This window comes from Flavobacterium soyangense, from assembly GCF_015277675.1.
GTDB classification, from domain to species: Bacteria; Bacteroidota; Bacteroidia; order Flavobacteriales; family Flavobacteriaceae; genus Flavobacterium; species Flavobacterium soyangense.
Window position 1 is genome coordinate 53,066 of sequence record NZ_JADHEC010000019.1, and the last position, 16,616, is coordinate 69,681.

The window sequence follows — 16,616 nt, forward strand, 5'->3', positions numbered from 1 at the left end:
CATTTCGAGCAATTTGAAATGGGATATTTTTATATTTGAAACTCAATTCAACGAAAAATGGAAAATAAAACAAGATGCGGCTGGTGCTTATCAAGTGATTTGTATAAAAAATACCATGACGAAGAATGGGGTGTTCCTGTTTATGATGACCAAAAATTATTCGAATTCCTTATCCTCGAAACTTTTCAGGCAGGTTTGAGTTGGATTACAATTCTAAAAAAGAGAGAAAATTTTCAATTAGCTTTCGATGATTTTGACTATAAAAAAGTAGCCCAATATCCTGAAGAAAAGATTCAGGAATTACTACAAGATGCCGGAATTATTCGCAACCAATTGAAGATTCGCGCTGCAGTTTCGAATGCGATTGCTTTTATGAAAGTACAGAAAGAATTTGGAAGTTTCAGTAAATACATTTGGCGATTTACCAATGGAAAACCAATCGATAACAACCGACAATCCTTAAAAGAAGTTCCTTCCACTACTCCACTTTCTGATGAAATCAGCAAGGATTTGAAAAAGCGCGGATTCAAATTCGTGGGTTCTACGGTAGTTTACGCTCATATGCAAGCCACAGGAATGGTTAATGATCACTTAGACGATTGTTGGAGGAAAATTTAGTTTAAGCAATTTAGCAAGAAACTCTAACGTTTTTAAATTCTAAAAAGTCAGAAAGTCGCCAACAGCAATTACTCCCTCATTTAGACACATAATATTAGTGCCAAAGAGAACAGAATTATCTAGTTTCCGGTATGTGCTTAATGTCTTTAATGGTTCTTTTAACATGACACCTGTCTTCGGATTATTGTTTACCATTACGCATCTGCCACAAGGTTTGACATTTTGGAATTTTACATTTCCAATTTGGAATCTGTCAAAAAAATCCTCTTCGTGGGCAATATGACTATCAATGAGGATATTTGGTCTGAATCTTTCGATAGTTATCTTTTCATCTAATTTTTCATTTAATAAATCCAAACTTTTCGAGCCAATTAGCAAATACGGATATCCATCGGCCAAGCTAACATTCAGCGTTTTGTCAAGTTTTTTAGTCCTGTGTATTCTATCCCCTTTATTGCTGATTTTAACAAGCTTACACGTAAATCCTAGTGCGTCACTAAACCATTTTGACGTTGTTTTATTTACTTCAAATACTTTACATTCATCATCCCAAACATTAGAAAAAATAAGTTCGGATAAATTTTCTTCGATATAAAATTTGTGATTCAAATCTTGATACCCAATTTCAATTTTGTCTCCTTTGATTTTTGGATAAAACTGACTTAAAATTGGATATTTTCTTTGGGTAATAAACTGATTTTCTTCGTCAATTAACATCCATCTGCGGTCGTTTTCGAAACCCATTTCTTCGGCTTTGGCATTTACAACACGAATTCCAGCCAAACTTTTTATTGGGTAGAGATACAATTCTATTACAATATATTTCATAATCACTTACTTTTTAAAAATTCTATAAATTCTTCCCTTTTAATTTCGCGACAGCCCAAACTTTCCAGATGTTCATTATAAACTTGGCAATCCAATACTTTATAATTTGCTGCTTTTAATTGGTTTGCCAAAGCAATAAATGCCACTTTTGAAGCATTCGAAACTTTAGAAAACATACTTTCTCCACAAAAAACATCTCCCAAATCGATTCCGTATAAACCACCAACTATTTCATCATTTTGCCAAACTTCGACTGATTTTGCTATTCCTAATTCATTGAGTTTGCAATAGGCTTGAATCATATCATTGGTAATCCAAGTTCCGTTTTGACCATCGCGTTTTATCTTTTGGCAATTTGAAATTACATCTCTAAAATTCTGGTTGAAAGTAACTTTGAAAATATTTCTATTAAGGATGTTTCGCATACTTTTTGAAACTACTAATTCATCTAGAAACAAAACCATTCTGGGATTGGGCGACCACCAAAAAATGGATTCTCCTTCCTCAAACCAAGGAAAAATTCCGCTTTTGTAAGCCAATAACAAACGTTCTGGAGATAAATCGCCACCAATGGCTAGAATTCCATCAGAATTGGCTTCGGAAACTGAAGGAAAAAATAATTCTTTGGATAAAAAATACATAGTTTCGAACAAAAGTATAAATTTGGCAAAGCGAATTTACGCTTTAAAAATTAAAAACTATGCAAACCAAACTCCTTACTTTTACATTTTCATTATTGGTTTTCTTAGGAAATGCGCAAACCAAAGATTTAATTGCTGCGACAAAAACGCAAGATAAACTTTCGTATAAACAATTTATTGCGCCAGTTGCTCTTATAACTGCTGGAACATTGCTTTTGAACACAAAACTCAATGATGATTTGCAATCAAACGCCAACAACTTTTTTGGAGAAAATTTCCATACCAATGCTGACAACTATCTTCAATTTATTCCAGTTGCGCAAATCTATTTGGGCAAAACCCTTGGATTTAAACCAAAGAACAATTTTAAACAACAGACGATAAATATTGTTGTTGCCAATGGGATTATGGGAACGGTAGTTTATGCTACGAAAAACATAACTAAACAAGAAAGACCGGATCACTCAGACGATTTGAGTTTTCCTTCCGGCCATACTGCGACTGCTTTTACAAACGCCGCGCTTCTTTATTACGAGTATAAAGATTCGAATTTATGGTATGCCAGCAGCGGATTTTTGTTTGCAACAGCTACGGGAATTCTCCGAATTGCAAATAATAAACATTACACTTCCGATGTTCTTGCCGGCGCAGGGATTGGATTGGCTTCGGGATTAGTTGTTTCGTATTGGAATCCTTTTAAGTCAGTGACTTTTGGGAAAAAGAAAAAAACGACGGCTTATGTTTTTCCACAAATTGGAAGCCAAATAGGAATGGGAGCACTTATTCAATTGAATTAATTTGGCGAAAGTCCAAAAAAAAGCCTTGAAATCTCAAGGCTCTATCAAAACTATTTTTTAGAACGGTAAATCGTCCGGTTCCTCTTCATTTAAACTTGTTGCTGGCGGAAATGCAGCTGCTGCAGGCATTGGTGGAGCTTGAGGTGAAGCGGTTTCAGCTTGTGCTTTTGCGATTCTCCAACCTTGAATTGTATTGAAATATACAGTTTCGCCTTGTGGATTAGTCCACTCACGACCTCTCAAATTAATATCAATTTTTACGGCATCCCCTACTTGAAAACTATTCAACAAATCACATTTGTCCTGAACAAACTGAACTAAAATATGTTGTGGATATTGCTCATCTGTTGTAACAACAACATCTCTTTTTTTGAAACCTGCAGATCCAACCTCTTTAGTCTGATCGATCATTTTTATTTTTCCTGTAACTTCCATCTTAATTTTATTATTTGTGATAGACAAATATAGTATTTTATCAGTTAGTTTCAAATTAAATACTAATTTCAAAAAAGATTTTAATTCAATTATGACCAAAAAGAATAACTCCAAAAAAAACACAATCTTACTTAGATTATTTCGTTATATTTATGCCACAAAAATCACTTTATGCAGTTTTCCAAAAGTAGAAACACAACCCGCTGGATTATCATTTGTGCCTCTTTTTTAATCATTTCATTAATTCTTTGGAACACTTATACTTTTTTTCAAATTTTTAAAAATGAAGAAAGATTAAAAATGAACCTTTGGGCAAATGCTCATAAAACGCTTATAAATGCAGGTGAAACCACTGATGTAGAGCTTCCGCTTCAAATTTTCAGCAACAATACTTCAATTCCAATTATTCTTACCGAAAATGACTCCATCATAAATACGAGGAATATTGATGAGGCAATTGTGAAAGACAAACAACGAATCAGAGGTGTTTTGAATGGTCTAAAAAGCGAAAATGATCCCATTGTGATTGAATATGTTCCCGGAAAATTTCAAAAAATATACTATGGAAACTCGGAGTTATTAAAAAAACTTAAATATTATCCCGTTGCATTACTACTAATTATCGTGTTGTTCACAGGACTGGTTTATAATTTTTATCGCAGTACAAAAATGGCGACCCAAAACAAACTTTGGGCAGGAATGGCAAAGGAAACGGCACATCAAATTGGAACTCCACTTTCATCATTAATAGGCTGGGTTGAACTCCTGAAAGCTGAAAATGCTGATGAATCAACGACATTTGAAATCGAGAAAGACATCGAACGCTTGAAAACCATTACGGATCGTTTTTCGAAAATAGGTTCAGAACCAAAATTAGAAAACAAGGATATTGTGGAAGAAACACTTCAATCTTATGATTATTTGCAATCCCGATTTTCAAAACAAGTCGAGTTTTCTTTTAAAGCTCCAAGCAAACCAATTATTGTTTTGATGAATCCCACTTTACATGGCTGGACGATAGAAAATCTAGTGAAAAATGCCATTGATGCAATGAAAGGAAGGGGAAAATTAGCGGTTTTTATTGAAGAAGACGGCGAATTCGTAAAAATAAAAGTCTCGGATACAGGAAGTGGAATTCCCAAGAAACAGTTTAAAAATGTATTTGAACCAGGATTTACCACAAAGAAACGCGGTTGGGGTTTAGGTCTTTCTCTAACAAAAAGAATTGTAGAAGAATATCATAAAGGAACCATAAAAGTGCTAAATTCCGAAATAGGAAAAGGAACCACGATGCAAGTGAGTTTTAAAAAAGTAAGTTAATTTAAGGGGATTCCAAACCAAGTTACTTTGGTAAACATTGATTTTCTGGCGGTTTTTGACTTGCTTAAATATTCTTTTACAAACGTTTCATATTCTTCGGCCTGAGCTAAAGCTTCATAAATATTTTTTTTTAGTGATGCAATACTGGAAGTATTCTCACTTCCTACTGAACCAACAAGATTAATATCGTTCTGGCATTTGACCAAATTCTCTTTTGGTATTTGAATCATTTTGCTGATTTCAGAATCAGAAAAAGTGGGTTTAAATTTTTTGTTCCTGTAATAAATAAAATCGTTCAATAAAGTTATGGCTTGATTATAATCGTTAGTTATTGAATTTAATTTTTCAATATTTAAATTGTGGGTCAAAATTGTAAATTCGTTCTTTTTGTATTTATATTGTTCCAAAATTAAATTATTCAAAATACCGTTTTTCTGTATTCTTTCTGCAGTCTCAAATGCTTTATCTCCATCAGATAGTTTTTCATATTTATCAATTTCTTCTTGATAGTCAAAATACTTTTTTGATTTATTAACTTGAATTTTACCTTCATAAAACTCTTGGTTTGTAATAGGATAATTTAGAAATTGCCATAAATAATCAAATGGAATGTGTGATGATATTATTTTTCCGGGTTCCGTTTTAAAATAATAATCATTTCTTTTCTTGATAAACTTTCCATTATAAACTGCCCCAGAACCCCAAGTTGGGTCAAATAAATACCACTTTTTATCTATTTTGGCCGCACACCAAGCATGAGACAAGGTAGCTACTTTTCCGTTTTGCTTCGTATAACCTTCAACAATAACAGATTTTACACCAACTAAAGCGGCAATTTCATTGAAAATTGCAGCATAGTCACCACAAATTCCTTTTTTAGTTTTTAACGTTTTTGCGATTCTGCCTTGTGGATTATCATTTATAGTTACAGTAAACATATTCTTTACATCGTAGCTAATGTTTGAAGCTGTCCAATAAAAAACCGCACGAATTTTATCGTTTTCTGTTTTAAAATTAGAGTTTATATAATGTGCAATTGCATCTGTAGAAGTATTCGAATTCTGTGGAATTTCCGTCATTTTTTTGTCGATTAAGGCATATTCAACATTGGCTTGACCGAAACTTAAAATGGAGAAAAGAAACGAAAGTAGTAAATATATATTTTTCATATTATTGGATAAGCCATAAATTAAAAGGGAATGGATTTTCACCCATTCCCTTTCTAAACGAAAACCATACCAATTTGTTTTATTCATAAAACATTATAAATTGGCTTTAATGTTTTCTGCCAAAGCTTCAAATTCTTCTTTTGACATTGAAACTTTTTTCTGAAAACGCATTTCATCCATTTCATTCAATGGAATTAAATGAACGTGTGCGTGAGGAACTTCAAGTCCTATGACTGCCATTCCAATTCTTTTGCAAGGAACTGTTTTTTCAAGTGCAATTGCAATTTTTTTGGAAAACTGCATCAGTCCAATATACAAGTCATCTTCAATATCAAAAATTTTGTCAATTTCTTGTTTTGGAACACATAAAGTATGTCCTTTTGCATTTGGATTTACATCCAAAAAAGCTAGAAAATTAGCATCCTCTGCAATTTTGTAGCAAGGAATTTCTCCTTTTATAATTTTGTTAAAAATACTTGACATTGCTTAAAAGGTTAATTGTTTGTTTGGCTAATCACGAGAAACTTCTAAAATTTCAAATTTCAAAACTCCGTTTGGAACTGTGATTTCTGCTACTTCGCCTACTTTTTTTCCTAGTAAACCTCTACCTATTGGTGAAGTTACAGAAATTTTTCCCGTTTTCAAATCAGCTTCACTTTCGGCTACAAGTGTGTATTTCATCTCCATTCCATTGGCTTGATTCTTGATTTTCACATTCGACAATACCAAAACTTTAGAAACATCAAGTTGCGTTTCATCAATTAATCTTGCGTTTGAATGTACATCTTCGAGCTTGGCAATTCTCATTTCCAACATTCCTTGTGCTTCCTTGGCAGCATCGTACTCAGCATTCTCAGACAAATCGCCCTTATCCCTTGCCTCCGCAATATCAGCAGATGCTTTTGGACGCATCACACTTTTTAAATAGTCTAATTCTTCTCTTAATTTCTTTAATCCTTCGGCGGTATAATAAGATACTTTAGTCATAACTTCATCATTTATATAAAATAGAAAAAATCCCATCAGGACGGGATTTCTTTCCACAAAGATACTATTAATTTTATTTAATCTATAAATTTACGTTAAACATATCTGTTTCAAAGTTAAATAAATTAAATTTGTTTCGCTAATTCTTTTAATATATTTTGAATAATGAAAAAATATTTCATTTTGTTGGCAGCCTTTCCAATGTTTTATGGCTGCAGTACAAATTCACCTAAATACAACAATCCATATTTACCAAATTACCCTGTTAACGTAGATATAAATATGAGTCTGCCCTCCTATTCAAATCTATTATTTGTGAGTAATGCTGCTTATATTCCCAATCAAGGAATTCGTGGAATAATTGTCTTCAATTCTGGCAGTGGCTATAATGCTTTTGATGCCGCTTGTCCTAATCAGGCATTGAGTTCCTGTTCTACTATGAATTTTAAAAAACTTGACCCTGTAGATCCTTTAAAGATTGATCAAACTCATTTAGTTTGCGCTTGTGATAATGCGGAATACAGTTTATTTACAGGTCAAAGTGCCGGGAAACAATATACATTAAAACAATATCGGGTTGAAGTCAACGGAAATCTGTTGCACGTATATAATTAATTCAAAAATATATGAAAATGCCTTGGTTTAGAAAAACTGGGATTATTTTTATTCCCATTTCATTTTTCGGTGTTTTGTTGTATTTATTAACTCTGGCTTTTTGCGTGAATGTTTTCATCACAATTGACCGAAATTCGCATTCGGTTTCTGATACACTTTACGGTATATTTCCTTTTTTTACTGGAGCTTTTACAATTCTATTTTGGATTGCATCTAATGCCTGTGAAAAAAAATAAAAACTCCGAAAGGTTTGAATTCTTTCGGAGTTAAAATAATCTAGAATTTTAACGTCAATCCTGTCAAGAGATTGATTCCGGCTTGCGGATAATAAAAATTTTCTGTTACAGCAGGATCTGTTGAAGCTTGTGGGCGATAATAATAACTGTAGGTGTATCCATTTGAGACATATTTTTCGTCAAATATATTATTTAACAACAAATTAAAACTTATTTCCTTAATCCATTTTGGTTTTAATTTATAAGAAATCGAAATATTATTGACAAAATAAGCTTTCATACTTCGGCTATCAGTAGAAGTATTATCTAAATATTGCTTACCCACATACTTCGATATTAATCCAAAATCCAGATTTTCAATTGGCGAAAAAGTCAAAGTACCACCAACTATTGTTTCTGGTGAAAAAGCAATGTTCGTGTCTTTATATTGGGTTATAACGGGTGCGTATGAAACCACATCGTAAGTATTTGTATCATACTGTGTATCATAAACTAAATAATCAAATGCCTTGATTTTATTTTCACTAAAAGTGGCATTTGCATCAATTCGTAATTGTTTCGATATTTTATAACCCGCCTGAATCTCAATTCCCGCCCGGTAGCTTTTCGATACATTTTGGCGAACCCCATTACCTACGTCATCTAATTCGCCCGTAAGGACTAATTGATTATTGTAATCCATGTAATAGAAATTTACAGAAGCGGCGATTTTTTTAGATTTAATTTTATACCCCAGTTCATAATCTATAAGTTGCTCGGGTTTTGGTTCCGTTGGGTTTTTAGTCAAATCGTCTCCGTTTGGCTCTCGATTCCCAACAGCTACAGAAGTGTATATTGTATTTTGTGAATTTAACAGATAAGTCAACCCTACTTTTGGATTAAAAAAAGAATACTTTTTGTCAACATTTATGGGTGCTACACTTGATGATAATCCAGAAGATTTGAAACTTACATCTCTGAACTGAATGTCTGCAAAACCAATAAAACTATCATTGAATTGATATTCTCCTTTTAAATAGATGCTAGCATCTTCTTTTAATATGCTGCTTTCGTAATATTTTTCAGAATAAGGCAATGGGGTTTGAAATTGACTCCAAATAATCTCGCCGAAATGTGCCCCATCGTATTTATTATACCCCCCACCAAAATTAAAACTAACCCTTTCCTTCTTGTAATTCAACGAATATACTAAGGCATAAAAATCACTCGTTGCCCATTTTCTAAGAATCACGTCACTCGTATCGTCTCCATTTGGACTTGATGGAAAATATTTGTTAAACTTATCATCCGTTTTAAATTCTTCATAATAGCCTTTTCCAGGAGTGAAATTTCCTGAAATTGTAGCCGATATGTTATCATTAAATTGATGTGAAAAATGCAATTGATAATGATATTGCTCATAATTATCCGTTTGATTATCATAAGTATAAAAATTATAGGTTCTACCCGAGTGCAAAAGATTGTAAGCTTCAGATTCCGAGCTGTAATTTCTGGCTATAAAAGCATTAATTCCATCAACATCTCCATTTACAACCGCTTCTGGAGTTCCGTACCAAGATTGATATGTTTTTTCTTTTCCTCCAAAAACTATTGCTTTTACGGAAGTATTTTCACTTACGAAACCCGCTTCGGCATAAAACGATTTTAAATCAGACGAAGCTCGGTCTATATAACCATCACTTGCAATTTTGGATAGTTTTCCTGTGGCATAGAAGCCGTTTTTTATGCCCGAGCCAACGCTAAAAGTGTGTTTTCTGGTGCCAAATGACCCAAAAGAATTAGAAATCGTCGCAAATCCTTCGGCGGATGGCTTTAGTGTTTTTAGATTCAAACTTGCACCAAAAGCTCCAGATCCATTGGTAGAAGTCCCAACACCACGTTGTAATTGAACATCTTCTAAGGAAGAAGCAAAATCAGGTAAATCCACAAAATAAGTTCCTTGACTCTCGGCATCATTATATGGAATTCCATTGATAGTAACATTCACACGTGTAGCATCGCTTCCTCGCACTCGGATACCGGTGTAACCAACTCCGGCACCCGCATCAGAAGTTGTAACTACAGATGGCAATTGATCTAATAAAATAGGTAAATCTTGACCAAGATTGTTTTTTTCGAGCTCTTTTTTACTCACATTTGTGAAAGGGAAAGGAGATTTATCTTTCACTCTTGTAGCACTTAACAAAACTTCATCAAGTTGAATAACTTTAATGGTGTCCTTTTGTTTTTCCTGTGCAATAGCAAAAAAAGAAATTAGAAGAAAGAAAGAAGACGTTAATAGGACACTCTTGTTTTGGCTTTTGCCTTTTGGCTTTTGCCTTTTTTTTAAAAATAAATAGTTCATCCGTAAATAGTTTTACGAATAAAAGGGGGAATTATTCTTTTGTTAAATTAAAAAATGGTTTGTTCAGATTTTTTAGAATGACGTGCACTTCATCTTGGAATCTATTTCCCTTAACAGCATTACCTGTTCAGGTTCGTTGGGTATAATCTCAGCTCGTTATTTAGAGCACCCCTTTGAGACAGGGCAAAGATATATTATTTGTTTGAAGTTTAAAGTTTTTGGAACAGCTAAAATTCAGGTTTTCTTCTGGATTTCTTGATTTCAGATAAATTTTTTTTGTCCTTTATCCGTTTTCGGATAACTGATTTAGGAATTTTTGTGGCTTTCCTTATCATTGGTATCACGAGTCCTGCAGTTATTATATCCAGAAAACGTTTGGTTACAATCGACTTGTTTTTGAGTTGGCTTCGATCTTCGTCACAATTCAAAATTAAAATTTGATCTGATGTTAATCTTGAGGAAAGTTTAATTTCTAACAATGCCTTCTCCTCCATTGACAAAGCATGAGAATTCTTCAAATCAAAGGACAAAACCACTTTTGAGGAAACTTTATTCACATTTTGACCGCCAGCCCCACTGCTTCGGACTGCTTTGAAATGCAATTCAGATATGATTTTTTCTGATTCCAAAACTATTGTGGTTGGTGTGGTTTTTTCAACAAATCATTTACTGTTTTTACTGGATTGAAAGTAATTAATGGTACTTCAACAAAAATTGTGAGCCAATTTGCCATCGCTCCATTCCATAAACCCGGTAATTCATACGCTTTTAATGGTTTTCCGTTTTGAGTTTTTTCGACAATAAAACCGCTATTGTGATCGACAAATTGATTTAAATCAAATTTTTCTTTTTTATAATTTTTTATTCCACAAACCAAATCTACGGGATTGAAATGTGTTGCATTTGTTAGGATTTTAACTTGATTTACATTAGCCAAATCAACTTGGGAACTCTCCACAATTTGCAAGGAAAGACTTCCTCTTGAATCCCGAACCCAAAACGGTCCACCACCAGGTTCGCCTTCATTTTTCACCATTCCGCAAACACGAATTGGTCTATCAAGAATATTTTTTATATAGTTGATTTTATTCTCTAAAGTGAATTCCGCAAAATTCTCAATGATTTTTATATTCAAATTGTTTTTGGTGAAAGCTATAATTTCTTCTAACTTTTCTTCCTTTGAATGATCAATTTCATTCAAATATTTAAAAATCTTCTGCTGTAATTCAACCAGAATTCCAGCCAATGATTTTTTATACAAAGCAATACTTTCGATTTGATTTTGAATGACGTTGTCAATATTTTTTATAAAAACGATGTCGGCATCAAGGTTATTTAGATTTTCAATCAGAGCACCGTGACCCCCAGGACGGAAAACTAATTTTCCTTTTTCATCCCTAAATGGATTATTATTCAAGTCAACCGCAATGGTATCTGTGCTTTTGTTCTGGTGGGAATAGCTAATATTTATTATGGTTTCCGAAGCTTTTTCTACCGTATTTTTTGCTCTATTTACAATATATTCGAATTGATTTTGATGCGCTTCAGAAATTGTAAAATGCAAATGCGAACTACCATTCGAACTTGAATAATAGGCACATTCATACAAATGCTCTTCGATTGCGCTAACGATGTGGCTTTTATATTTGTGAAAAGGCAGAATTCCTTTTGGTTTATTGGCAAAATTGAAATAATCTGACGAAAGAAGTAGTTTTATGAAGTAGTAGTTTTTGTGATCTATTGTCAATGAGTTGAAATTTGGATATACTTCTTTCAACTTCTTATCAACTGTTTTAAAAAATGGAAATTTTTCCAAACCAACAATAAAAATGGAGAGTTCACTATCTTTTTTTCTATTGATATAAGCATTGATACTTTCGTTTTCGATATCAAACTCATTCAAAAATGTACTCAAAAATTTAAACATTCTGCTGGCAGCTCCTGAAGCGGGGACGAATTTTGTTAACTTGAAAGAAGATTTATTGGCATCAAAAAAATCAGCTTTTTGATGAAAATCAATTTCTGACAATTTCAAAATACCGTTAGATACTGTTGCGGGTTCAACCAAAACAGTTTTTGAAATTCCGTTTTTGAAAATATTTAATTGGCCTTGAATATTTTTTAATGAAATTCCTTGTTCATATATATGCACAAAATCGAGGGAAGAAAATCCCATTTTTTTTGCTTTAGCCAAATCATTAACAATTGCAATAGCTTTATTTAATCTTAAATCTTTATCTCCAGAAAGCATGATAAATGGTTTATTATTCTCGATTAAAGTTTGTTTAAAAACTGCAAAAACTGACTCCCTACCTTCGGCTTTATCTCTCAAATCATCCTTTTCCCAAGGAACATCAATGTCTGTCAGAAAAAACAAATCGTATTCGTGTTCACGAGCCGCTTTATCTAATAATGGGTCACAAAAGTTATAATATACTTCTGAAAATACTTTGGTCACCATTAAATTAGTATCACAAAAAAGAAATTTATTGGCAGTTGACAGAGCGTCATTTTCTAATTTGGTTTGACCGTAAGCAATGGGAAGCATATCGTCGACATCACAAATCTGCGCCGTTTTATCCCATTTTTCCTGGAGATAATCACGGGCAAATTCATGAACCCAAGCCGTTTTAAAATGTTCGGCGAGTTGTATTGCCATTGTGGTTTTTCCGGTAGATTCCGGACCAAAAAGAGCGACTTTTATTATTTTTGAACTTCCAATTTTTGGGAGTTGTTTAAGATTTTCTTCCATTCTAAATAAGCTGAAATAGCTAAAATTGTAAAAATTAAATACTGTAAAGATAACATTCCCAGCCCCCGATAAGCATATAATGGGGTAACAATTAAATCGCCTAATATCCAAAGCGTCCAATTTTCTATTTTTTTCTTGGCCATATACCACATTCCCGTAAAAAAAATGCCCGAAGCAAAAATATCAATATAATTGTCTTTTCTTATTTTATAATCAAAATAATTATATATCCCGAAAACTACAAAAATTGTGAAGAAAAACAATACGATTCCTATTATTTTTTCTCGATTATCAGTTCTTGTTATTACAAGATTATCCGTTTCATTTCCTTTTCGAGCCCATTTGTACCAGCCATAAATACTCATTATAGTAAAATATCCGTTGATCATCATATCGCCAAGATAACCCGCTATAAAAAGCAAATAAGCAGTTATTATTGTGGCAATCAATCCTGTAGGATACACCCAAATGTTTTCTTTTTTGGCAAACCAAACACTCAAAATCCCAAATACAAAAGCGATAAATTCTAAAACAATTTGTGTTGTTGAAGCGTCTTTATAGGCATTTAGAAAAAATTCTATCATAATTTTATTTATTGAAAAAATCAACGTCCTTTTCAAAAGCAGTTCCAATTACCACCAGATCAGCACCAGAATTGTAGGCTTTTTGAATTCCTTGCAAATCTATAATTCCTCCTCCAACTATTAACGGTATTTTTAGATTTTGAGAAACTAATTTAATAATTTCTTTAGGAACGGCAATATCTGCGCCACTTCCCGCTTCGAGATAAATGAGTTTGTTGCCCAGCATTTCGCCTGCTTGTGCGGTTTGCACTATGTATTCTGGATTATTTCTGTCTAAAGGAGTTGTTTTACTCACACGTTCTACAGCGGTTTCTGTTCCGCTTTCGATAAGAATATATCCTGTTGAAATTACTTCGAGATTGGTTTGTTGCAAAATTGGCACCGCATTTACCTGATGTTCGATTAAATAATCTGGATTTCTGCCTGAGATTAAAGACAGAAACAAAATGGCATCGGCTTGGTCTGAAATTTGGGACGGATTTCCAGGGAAAAGAACAATTGGCAAATCGCAATCTCCTTTAATTTTTGAAATTAATTCATCTAAAATATTATTTTCTACTTGGCTTCCGCCAATGAAAATGTGTGTTGCGGGAGATTGATTAATTTTTTCGACTAATACTTCCGCATTATTCAAATCGATTTTATCTGGATCGAGAAGAATGGCGAGCAGTTTCTCGTTTTCTGCTTTTGATTTTAGAATATGGTTGTAAATTTTTGTCATATTTTTTGGCCACGAATTCACGAATTTTTATGTTCGTAAATAGGTAAATTTATTTTAAAAAATGGATTGCCACAAATTCGTGAATTCGTGGCATTAAGTCTTTTTTATTTTTCGAAAGCATATACTAAGATGAATCCCTCAAAATCTTCAAAATAAATGGAGAATTGTTGTTTTATGTTTCCCATTTCAAGAATTGCGATTGTTTTTTTGTCTTTAATTTCAAATGAATTTACCCAAATATGGTTTTTAAAGCTAATTCCTGGCTCGTTTCGAATTTTGAAAATAGCTTCTTTGGCTCCCCATTTTACCGTCAATTTTTTGATGTAATCTTGAATATTTGTATCTCCTAAACGAAGTGAATCTTTATTATTTACGAATTTATCAGCGATGCTGATGATTTTTTCTCTCTGCATTTCGATGTCGATTCCCGCTTTTTGGTCGCTGATTATAATAGAAGAAAATTCGTGGGAATGTGAAATAGAAATGTGTTTGCCATCGTGTAAATGCGGTTTCCCGAACTGGTCATAATACAAATTGAAATCAGAATATCCTACTTGTTGTAACAATTTGCGAACACTTAAAAAAGCGCGTTGGTGCAATTGAGATTTCATGTTGTTCAATCGCAGCAGACTTTTTTCGTTTAATTGTACTTCGCTGAATAATTGCTCGTAGGATTCGGTTATTTTCCAAACGAGGATTTGGGTTGTTTGACTGAAGTTTATGGTTTTGTATAAAGGCATTTTTTGAGTTATGAGTTATGAGTTATGAATTATGAGTTCATAAACTTCTACTATTTTTTTTAGCCCCGATAGCAGTGGAAATCCTTTTTTGAGGTTTTTACCGAAAAAAAGATTACTTCACAATACTTTCATTTTAAGCGGAGTTCAGTGAACTTCGTTTGCAACGAATAGCGGGATTAGCTCCAAAAAAAATTATTTCATTAAAATTCAAAAGATTAGGGCATTAAACAATTCATAAATGTTCCCGAATGCTTTTTAAATTATAAAGTTATTACGTAAATTTGCAAAAAATTTATAATTACAAATATACTATAAATGAGTACAGCAACTATGCCTTATGTGGCTTTCAAAGTAAAAGACATTTCCCTGGCGGCTTGGGGAAGAAAAGAAATTGAATTAGCTGAAGCTGAAATGCCAGGTTTAATGGCGCTTCGTGCTGAATACAAAAACGAACAACCACTTGCTGGTGCTCGTATTGCCGGATGTTTGCACATGACTATCCAGACTGCAGTTTTGATTGAAACTTTAATCGCTCTTGGTGCTGAAGTGACTTGGTCATCTTGCAACATTTTCTCTACTCAAGATCAGGCTGCCGCTGCGATTGCTGCTGCAGGAATTCAGGTTTATGCTTGGAAAGGTTTGAACGAAGTGGATTTTGACTGGTGTATTGAGCAAACATTATTCTTTGGCGAAGACAGAAAACCATTGAATATGATTCTTGATGACGGTGGAGATTTGACCAATATGGTTATTGACCGTTTCCCGGAATTAGTTGCGGGAATCAAAGGTTTGAGCGAAGAAACTACAACTGGTGTTCACAGACTGTACGAAAGAGTAAAAGCCGGAACGTTGCCAATGCCTGCTATCAACGTGAATGACTCAGTTACTAAATCGAAATTTGACAACAAATACGGTTGTAAAGAAAGTGCAGTTGATGCCGTTCGTCGTGCTACAGATATTATGTTGGCTGGAAAAAGAGTAATCGTTTGTGGATATGGAGACGTAGGGAAAGGAACTGCAGCTTCTTTTAGAGGTGCTGGTTCTATCGTTACGGTTACTGAAGTTGACCCAATTTGTGCGCTTCAAGCTGCAATGGACGGTTTTGAAGTGAAGAAATTAGACACAGTTGTTGGAAATGCTGATATCATCATCACGACTACTGGAAATAAAGACATCGTCTTGGGTTCTCATTTCGAACAAATGAAAGACAAAACCATCGTTTGTAACATCGGGCATTTTGACAACGAAATTGACATGGCTTGGTTGAACAAAAACCACGGTGCATCGAAAATCGAAATCAAACCTCAGGTTGATAAATATACAATTGCTGGAAAAGACGTTCTTATCTTGGCCGAAGGTCGTTTGGTAAACCTTGGTTGCGCTACAGGTCACCCAAGTTTTGTAATGAGTAACTCCTTTACCAACCAAACTCTAGCTCAAATCGAATTGTGGAAAAACAGCGCGGCATATAACAATGACGTGTATATGTTGCCTAAACATTTGGATGAAAAAGTGGCGATGTTACACTTGGCTAAACTAGGTGTTGAATTGGAAACTTTACGTGTGGATCAAGCGGAGTATATTGGGGTTCCAGTTGAAGGACCATTTAAACCAGAGTATTATAGATACTAGATCTGGGTATCATTATATTTCAAACCCGACAGGTATTTAAAAACCTGTCGGGTTTTGTGTTTTAGAAACCCTCTCTTTCTTGAGGGCGCTGAAAAAGTCTTTTCAGTAATAAATTGTTTATGAATGGTTATAAAAAGGAGTAGAAAACGTATTTTCTCTACTCCTTTTTTCGTATATTTAGCTGTAATTATAAGGCT

At 33.6% G+C, this 16,616-nt stretch carries 18 protein-coding genes; 6 read left to right on the plus strand and 12 right to left on the minus strand.

Annotated features, from left to right (window positions below):
• The first annotated feature begins 57 nt into the window (after nt 1-57).
• Complete coding sequence (locus IR213_RS09720) at nt 58-618, plus strand: DNA-3-methyladenine glycosylase I (protein WP_194312118.1); 561 nt, start codon at nt 58-60, stop codon at nt 616-618.
• A gap of 39 nt (nt 619-657) precedes the next feature.
• Here IR213_RS09720 and IR213_RS09725 read toward each other — a convergent pair whose 3' ends face one another.
• A complete protein-coding gene (locus IR213_RS09725) occupies nt 658-1,446 on the minus strand; it encodes an MOSC domain-containing protein (RefSeq protein WP_228479153.1) in 789 nt (262 codons plus the stop codon).
• Between the two features lie 2 nt (nt 1,447-1,448).
• A complete protein-coding gene (gene aat / locus IR213_RS09730; RefSeq protein ID WP_194312120.1) occupies nt 1,449-2,087 on the minus strand; it encodes a leucyl/phenylalanyl-tRNA--protein transferase in 639 nt (212 codons plus the stop codon).
• Nucleotides 2,088-2,146: 59 nt separating this feature from the next.
• Between aat and IR213_RS09735 the strand changes: the two genes are divergently transcribed.
• On the plus strand, nt 2,147-2,884 hold the full coding sequence (locus IR213_RS09735) for a phosphatase PAP2 family protein (protein ID WP_194312121.1): 738 nt from the start codon (nt 2,147-2,149) through the stop codon (nt 2,882-2,884).
• 57 nt (nt 2,885-2,941) lie between these two features.
• Here IR213_RS09735 and IR213_RS09740 read toward each other — a convergent pair whose 3' ends face one another.
• The gene (locus IR213_RS09740; RefSeq protein WP_194312140.1) at nt 2,942-3,319 is read right to left on the minus strand and encodes a DUF3127 domain-containing protein; all 378 of its coding nucleotides are present in this window, start codon (nt 3,317-3,319) and stop codon (nt 2,942-2,944) included.
• 171 nt (nt 3,320-3,490) lie between these two features.
• On the opposite strand from IR213_RS09740, the gene IR213_RS09745 reads away from it, so the two are divergent.
• A complete protein-coding gene (locus IR213_RS09745) occupies nt 3,491-4,639 on the plus strand; it encodes a sensor histidine kinase (RefSeq protein WP_194312122.1) in 1,149 nt (382 codons plus the stop codon).
• Here the strand turns inward: IR213_RS09745 and IR213_RS09750 are convergent.
• The 3 genes from IR213_RS09750 to greA all read right to left on the minus strand — a co-directional run bounded on the left by IR213_RS09750 (nt 4,636) and on the right by greA (nt 6,795).
• Nucleotides 4,636-5,808, minus strand: coding sequence for a transglutaminase domain-containing protein (locus IR213_RS09750; protein ID WP_194312123.1), 1,173 nt, complete (start codon nt 5,806-5,808; stop codon nt 4,636-4,638). The two genes, IR213_RS09745 and IR213_RS09750, sit on opposite strands and share 4 nt — an antisense overlap.
• A 93-nt stretch (nt 5,809-5,901) precedes the next feature.
• Nucleotides 5,902-6,291: an HIT family protein gene (locus IR213_RS09755; RefSeq protein ID WP_194312124.1), complete on the minus strand. Its 390-nt coding sequence runs from the start codon at nt 6,289-6,291 to the stop codon at nt 5,902-5,904.
• Between the two features lie 27 nt (nt 6,292-6,318).
• The gene (greA, locus tag IR213_RS09760; RefSeq protein ID WP_194312125.1) at nt 6,319-6,795 is read right to left on the minus strand and encodes a transcription elongation factor GreA; all 477 of its coding nucleotides are present in this window, start codon (nt 6,793-6,795) and stop codon (nt 6,319-6,321) included.
• A gap of 165 nt (nt 6,796-6,960) precedes the next feature.
• On the opposite strand from greA, the gene IR213_RS09765 reads away from it, so the two are divergent.
• Both IR213_RS09765 and IR213_RS09770 read left to right on the plus strand, forming a co-directional pair.
• Nucleotides 6,961-7,410, plus strand: coding sequence for a Rieske (2Fe-2S) protein (locus tag IR213_RS09765; RefSeq protein WP_194312126.1), 450 nt, complete (start codon nt 6,961-6,963; stop codon nt 7,408-7,410).
• 17 nt (nt 7,411-7,427) lie between these two features.
• Nucleotides 7,428-7,646 (plus strand): hypothetical protein, encoded by a 219-nt coding sequence (locus IR213_RS09770; RefSeq protein ID WP_194312127.1) that lies wholly within the window; start codon nt 7,428-7,430, stop codon nt 7,644-7,646.
• Nucleotides 7,647-7,686: 40 nt separating this feature from the next.
• Here the strand turns inward: IR213_RS09770 and IR213_RS09775 are convergent, their stop codons facing one another.
• The 6 genes from IR213_RS09775 to IR213_RS09800 form a co-directional block, all read right to left on the minus strand.
• A complete protein-coding gene (locus IR213_RS09775) occupies nt 7,687-9,990 on the minus strand; it encodes a TonB-dependent receptor (RefSeq protein WP_194312128.1) in 2,304 nt (767 codons plus the stop codon).
• A gap of 227 nt (nt 9,991-10,217) precedes the next feature.
• Nucleotides 10,218-10,619, minus strand: a complete 402-nt coding sequence (gene arfB, locus IR213_RS09780; RefSeq protein WP_194312129.1) for an alternative ribosome rescue aminoacyl-tRNA hydrolase ArfB — start codon at nt 10,617-10,619, stop codon at nt 10,218-10,220.
• A gap of 2 nt (nt 10,620-10,621) precedes the next feature.
• Nucleotides 10,622-12,742 (minus strand): DUF4301 family protein, encoded by a 2,121-nt coding sequence (locus IR213_RS09785; RefSeq protein WP_194312130.1) that lies wholly within the window; start codon nt 12,740-12,742, stop codon nt 10,622-10,624.
• On the minus strand, nt 12,694-13,326 hold the full coding sequence (gene pnuC / locus IR213_RS09790; RefSeq protein ID WP_194312131.1) for a nicotinamide riboside transporter PnuC: 633 nt from the start codon (nt 13,324-13,326) through the stop codon (nt 12,694-12,696). Before pnuC ends, IR213_RS09785 begins: the two co-directional genes overlap by 49 nt.
• Before the next feature lie 4 nt (nt 13,327-13,330).
• Nucleotides 13,331-14,047, minus strand: a complete 717-nt coding sequence (locus tag IR213_RS09795) for a geranylgeranylglyceryl/heptaprenylglyceryl phosphate synthase (protein ID WP_194312132.1) — start codon at nt 14,045-14,047, stop codon at nt 13,331-13,333.
• A gap of 104 nt (nt 14,048-14,151) precedes the next feature.
• A complete protein-coding gene (locus IR213_RS09800; RefSeq protein ID WP_194312133.1) occupies nt 14,152-14,787 on the minus strand; it encodes a 4'-phosphopantetheinyl transferase family protein in 636 nt (211 codons plus the stop codon).
• Nucleotides 14,788-15,102: 315 nt separating this feature from the next.
• On the opposite strand from IR213_RS09800, the gene ahcY reads away from it, so the two are divergent.
• On the plus strand, nt 15,103-16,419 hold the full coding sequence (ahcY, locus tag IR213_RS09805; RefSeq protein WP_194312134.1) for an adenosylhomocysteinase: 1,317 nt from the start codon (nt 15,103-15,105) through the stop codon (nt 16,417-16,419).
• Nucleotides 16,420-16,616 lie beyond the last annotated feature (197 nt).

What these genes read in the sequence shown, in the direction of transcription:
- IR213_RS09785 (WP_194312130.1), bottom strand. Translation starts at nt 12,742, where the DNA reads ATGGAAGAAAATCTTAAACAACTCCCAAAAATTGGAAGTTCAAAAATA.
- IR213_RS09775 (WP_194312128.1), bottom strand. Translation starts at nt 9,990, where the DNA reads ATGAACTATTTATTTTTAAAAAAAAGGCAAAAGCCAAAAGGCAAAAGC.
- IR213_RS09725 (WP_228479153.1), bottom strand. Translation starts at nt 1,446, where the DNA reads ATGAAATATATTGTAATAGAATTGTATCTCTACCCAATAAAAAGTTTG.
- IR213_RS09770 (WP_194312127.1), top strand. Translation starts at nt 7,428, where the DNA reads ATGCCTTGGTTTAGAAAAACTGGGATTATTTTTATTCCCATTTCATTT.
- IR213_RS09745 (WP_194312122.1), top strand. Translation starts at nt 3,491, where the DNA reads ATGCAGTTTTCCAAAAGTAGAAACACAACCCGCTGGATTATCATTTGT.
- IR213_RS09795 (WP_194312132.1), bottom strand. Translation starts at nt 14,047, where the DNA reads ATGACAAAAATTTACAACCATATTCTAAAATCAAAAGCAGAAAACGAG.
- greA (WP_194312125.1), bottom strand. Translation starts at nt 6,795, where the DNA reads ATGACTAAAGTATCTTATTATACCGCCGAAGGATTAAAGAAATTAAGA.
- IR213_RS09720 (WP_194312118.1), top strand. Translation starts at nt 58, where the DNA reads ATGGAAAATAAAACAAGATGCGGCTGGTGCTTATCAAGTGATTTGTAT.
- aat (WP_194312120.1), bottom strand. Translation starts at nt 2,087, where the DNA reads ATGTATTTTTTATCCAAAGAATTATTTTTTCCTTCAGTTTCCGAAGCC.
- IR213_RS09800 (WP_194312133.1), bottom strand. Translation starts at nt 14,787, where the DNA reads ATGCCTTTATACAAAACCATAAACTTCAGTCAAACAACCCAAATCCTC.
- pnuC (WP_194312131.1), bottom strand. Translation starts at nt 13,326, where the DNA reads ATGATAGAATTTTTTCTAAATGCCTATAAAGACGCTTCAACAACACAA.
- IR213_RS09765 (WP_194312126.1), top strand. Translation starts at nt 6,961, where the DNA reads ATGAAAAAATATTTCATTTTGTTGGCAGCCTTTCCAATGTTTTATGGC.
- ahcY (WP_194312134.1), top strand. Translation starts at nt 15,103, where the DNA reads ATGAGTACAGCAACTATGCCTTATGTGGCTTTCAAAGTAAAAGACATT.
- IR213_RS09755 (WP_194312124.1), bottom strand. Translation starts at nt 6,291, where the DNA reads ATGTCAAGTATTTTTAACAAAATTATAAAAGGAGAAATTCCTTGCTAC.
- IR213_RS09750 (WP_194312123.1), bottom strand. Translation starts at nt 5,808, where the DNA reads ATGAAAAATATATATTTACTACTTTCGTTTCTTTTCTCCATTTTAAGT.
- IR213_RS09740 (WP_194312140.1), bottom strand. Translation starts at nt 3,319, where the DNA reads ATGGAAGTTACAGGAAAAATAAAAATGATCGATCAGACTAAAGAGGTT.
- IR213_RS09735 (WP_194312121.1), top strand. Translation starts at nt 2,147, where the DNA reads ATGCAAACCAAACTCCTTACTTTTACATTTTCATTATTGGTTTTCTTA.